The organism is Paenibacillus sp. 01L418, assembly GCF_056400045.1.
Genome location: NZ_JBFTSN010000545.1, coordinates 1 through 3729, shown reverse-complemented (window position 1 = coordinate 3729; position 3729 = coordinate 1). Strand labels below are relative to the sequence as shown.

The window sequence follows — 3729 nt, the reverse complement described above, 5'->3', positions numbered from 1 at the left end:
CATCGGTTCTAATTCGTACGCCTTACGGCAGTGTACCTTATTTAACGGATTCATTCAGGAAGGTTTTAAGTGACAACGGGTATAAATTGTGGGATTGGAACGTGGACAGCAGCGACTGGTCTATTTCAAGCAAAGATTATATTAAAACGACAATTTCTCAGATACAAAAATTAGAGAAATATGATGTGACCCCTATCGTGCTCATGCATGACCTACCAGAAACAGCAAAGCATTTAACTAAACTTCTTACCAACTTAACAAACGATGGTTATGTACCAAAAAAAATCGAAGCTGACATGGAGCCCTATAACTTTAATTGCTACGATCGCTGTCGACGTGTGAACGTGGAAAGCTAAATAGGTTGCCGATTATATCGGCAACCTGTTCTTTTTTTGATGAACTTCCTCACGCAATTGGCGTCCCATTCGGAACGGGTTGATCAGGCTTTAAAAGAACTACATCACCCTCCGATGGGACTCCACCAATGACAAGCACCTCGGATTTAAAGCCCGCAATACGTCTAACAGGAAAATTCATTACTGCGGCAACTTGACGGCCAATAAGCTGTTCTGGTTCATACCGTTCTGTGATCTGTGCCGATGAATGTTTGACACCAAAATCCCCAAAGTCGATTTCTAATTTTATTGCAGGTTTTCGAGCTTCTGGAAAAGGTTCTGCATGAATAACCGTACCAATACGAATATCTAATTTCATGAAATCCTCAATTGTCACCATATTTGCTGCCCCCAATTAATAAAAAGTCGTGATTAAATACCTTCCAAGTTGAAACTATTTTTCCAGAATACCGAATTCACGTTTGTATGTAAATACCAGACCGCATGGATAGAGATGCCGTGCTCACGACCAGCGGACACATATATCATTTTATCCTTTTTGTAAACATTGAAATACGGCGGCCTTTTGTGAGACAATCATAAGGCACAATTGTTTTAGGAAGGCGTTTACATAGTTTGTGCAGCAACAAATAGAACACTCTTCTATTTGCGATGAATCCATTAAACAAAGCTAACCAATCTCGAAGGAGGACTTAAATCATGAGGACGATGAAGCTTGGAAGCAGTACACTAGAGGTGCCGGTGATTGCAGTCGGTTGCATGCGTATTAATTCGCTGGACAAGACCGGTGCCGAACGTTTTGTTCAGACGGCGCTAGATAAAGGTGCGAATTTCTTTGACCATGCTGATATTTATGGCGGTGGAACTTGTGAGGAAATATTCGCAGATGCTATTCATATGAACGATGAAGTTCGCGAGAAGATTATTTTACAATCAAAATGCGGCATTCGTCCTGGCATGTTCGATTTCTCCAAAGAACATATTTTAGAATCGGTAGATGCAATTTTGAAGCGACTGAGAACGGATTACTTGGACATTCTGCTTTTGCACCGTCCAGATACATTAGTCGAGCCGGAAGAAGTAGCTGAAGCTTTTGATCGCCTTGAAAGCTCTGGTAAAGTACGCCATTTTGGCGTATCCAATCAAACACCAATGCAAATTCAACTTCTGAAGAAATCGGTGAAGCAGCCTCTAGTCGCTAACCAGTTGCAACTAAGCATTACGAACGCGACTATGATTTCGAGCGGATTTAACGTAAATATGGAAAATGATGCTGCTGTGCACCGTGATGGCAGTATCCTCGATTATTGCAGACTGAACGATATTACGATTCAGCCTTGGTCTCCCTTCCAATATGGATTTTTTGAAGGCGTATTCCTTGGGAACGATAAGTTCCCGGAATTGAATAAACAAATCGATGAAATTGCTGAAAAATACAATGTTAGCAATACAACAATTGCTATTGCATGGCTTTTGCGCCACCCTGCGCATATGCAACCGGTTATCGGTACAATGAATCTTGACCGCCTGAACGATTGCTGCAATGCGAGCGAAGTTCATTTGACACGCGAAGAATGGTATGCCATTTATCGTGCTGCCGGAAACATTCTTCCTTAACAGAAGCATAGGGTGAGATATTCCGTCTTGCTACTATAAAACAAGGAAACCTCAAGCCGCTATGGTCAAGACCCCTATTTGTAGACATTGCAAAAAACACCTAGGCAGAAAGCTGACGTCTGTAAGCAACAGGCGTCAGTTTTTTTAGTTTTCTCTGCGGTCGCTCGTTATTATAGAAATGCAAATATTCTTCAATTCTCCTTTGTGCCTCTTCTAAAMTTCGGATATGATAAGGATAGAGTGCTTCCGCTTTTAAATGCGAAAAAAAGCTCTCCATAGAGGCATTGTCATAACAATTGCCTCGGCGGGACATGCTGATTCGGGCGCCAACCTTCAGCAGCATGTCTTGGTAATCGTAGGACGTGTACTGGAATCCTTGATCGCTGTGAACGATCAATCCAGTCACGTCTGTTTCCTTTTTAAACGCTTTCTCAAAGGTTTGAAGAACGAGTTGGTTATCATTACGAAGGCTCATATGAGAAGCAATGAGTTCTCCGTTATACAAATCCTTAATGGCAGATAAATATATCCATGTATCGACTACGCGGTATTGAGTGACATCCGTTACCCACTTTTGTTTAGRCTTATCCGCTTTAAACTCCCGCTGAAGCAGGTTTTCCGCAACGCGTGCTCCTACTGTGGTTTTATAGCTCTGACGTCGCTTCTGACGCATCTTAGAGCGAATCCCCATCTCTTGCATAAGCCTAAGAACTTTCTTGTGATTCACACGTTTTTCATGGTCCTGAAGTAAATGCATTTGAATCTGCCGATATCCATATACGCCATTGTACTTCGTATACACTCGTTTAATTAATGCCTTGAGATCTCCATCGCGATCTATAACTTTGCGCTTCAAGTAGGCGTAGTATCCGCTTCTGGAGACGCCAAACAATTTGCAGAGTTCAGTAAGAGGGTAGGATTCTGCTGCTGCTTCAATGACACKATATTTCGTTTTTGTACCTCCCGCATCCAGATTTCCAAACACTTTTTTAGCATCTGATTATCTCGTTTAAGCTTTTGAACGTATCTATCCTGATCGATGTATTCCTCACGACGTCCTCGCTGATCCAGTAGTCCATATTCACCGAGCTGTCTATATTTCCTCATCCAAATCTTCACACGATTCTTGTCATTAATATTTAGGTGATCCGCTATCTTTTGATACGACCATCCCTCTTCAACATGTAAGCGGATTGCCTCCACTTTCGTTGTATCTTCATAATGCTTAAACTTTTGCCCTTTAACCGCCACAAAAATACACCCCCTAGAATTTCATCGGAATAACCTAGGGGTTTTTCCAATGTCTATTCTAAGGGGTGCACTTCACCTTCACTAAACTATTATTATGTTAGGATTAAACGATAAGATAATTCTTTTATACTTTGAGTATTTATGAAAAGCTATTCCACATTTCATAGAATTTTTATCTATCTTCAAATCAAAATATACTTCCTTTGTAGTATTACTCATCAAAACTATATTATCTACATTAACTAGAATATTCCTATCCAAATCTAAAAATTTATATCCACTAGTATTAAGCACAACAGACCAATATTTCAATGTCCCCATCATATAGTAATTCTCATAAGGAGTATGAACTAAAATCCTTTTTTTATTAGACTCGCTTTCCATGTAATTGACTATATCACAGGATATATTATATATTCCTGACTCCCCATAAGCATCTCGCGTGACTGTTAACTTATGCATATATTATAAGAGTACTATAAATTTTAAGGCGACCCAAGTGTTC

6 protein-coding genes are annotated in these 3729 nt (G+C 40.3%); 2 read left to right on the top strand and 4 right to left on the bottom strand.

The window, feature by feature from the left end; all coding sequences use genetic code 11:
* Nucleotides 1–356, top strand: a 356-nt coding sequence (locus tag AC1DSE_RS32345; RefSeq protein ID WP_477528841.1) for a polysaccharide deacetylase family protein, incomplete at its 5' end; no start/stop codon positions are given.
* A 49-nt stretch (nucleotides 357–405) separates the two neighbouring features.
* Here AC1DSE_RS32345 and csaA read toward each other — a convergent pair.
* Nucleotides 406–735 (bottom strand): chaperone CsaA, encoded by a 330-nt coding sequence (gene csaA / locus AC1DSE_RS32340; RefSeq protein WP_441882001.1) that lies wholly within the window; start codon nucleotides 733–735, stop codon nucleotides 406–408.
* A gap of 320 nt (nucleotides 736–1055) precedes the next feature.
* Between csaA and AC1DSE_RS32335 the strand changes: the two genes are divergently transcribed.
* Nucleotides 1056–1973, top strand: coding sequence for an aldo/keto reductase (locus AC1DSE_RS32335; RefSeq protein ID WP_430061836.1), 918 nt, complete (start codon nucleotides 1056–1058; stop codon nucleotides 1971–1973).
* A gap of 100 nt (nucleotides 1974–2073) precedes the next feature.
* Here AC1DSE_RS32335 and AC1DSE_RS32330 read toward each other — a convergent pair whose 3' ends face one another.
* The 3 genes from AC1DSE_RS32330 to AC1DSE_RS32320 all read right to left on the bottom strand — a co-directional run bounded on the left by AC1DSE_RS32330 (nucleotide 2074) and on the right by AC1DSE_RS32320 (nucleotide 3686).
* On the bottom strand, nucleotides 2074–2910 hold the full coding sequence (locus AC1DSE_RS32330; RefSeq protein WP_477528842.1) for an IS3 family transposase: 837 nt from the start codon (nucleotides 2908–2910) through the stop codon (nucleotides 2074–2076).
* Entirely contained in the window at nucleotides 2826–3224 is a 399-nt protein-coding gene (locus AC1DSE_RS32325; RefSeq protein WP_477512714.1) for a transposase, read from the bottom strand. The genes AC1DSE_RS32330 and AC1DSE_RS32325 overlap by 85 nt, the downstream gene beginning before the upstream one ends.
* An 81-nt stretch (nucleotides 3225–3305) precedes the next feature.
* Nucleotides 3306–3686 (bottom strand): LytTR family transcriptional regulator DNA-binding domain-containing protein, encoded by a 381-nt coding sequence (locus AC1DSE_RS32320; protein WP_441887249.1) that lies wholly within the window; start codon nucleotides 3684–3686, stop codon nucleotides 3306–3308.
* Nucleotides 3687–3729 lie beyond the last annotated feature (43 nt).

Coding starts and splice junctions, on each gene's coding strand:
- AC1DSE_RS32335 (WP_430061836.1), top strand. CDS start 1,056: ATGAGGACGATGAAGCTTGGAAGCAGTACACTAGAGGTGCCGGTGATT.
- csaA (WP_441882001.1), bottom strand. CDS start 735: ATGGTGACAATTGAGGATTTCATGAAATTAGATATTCGTATTGGTACG.
- AC1DSE_RS32320 (WP_441887249.1), bottom strand. CDS start 3,686: ATGCATAAGTTAACAGTCACGCGAGATGCTTATGGGGAGTCAGGAATA.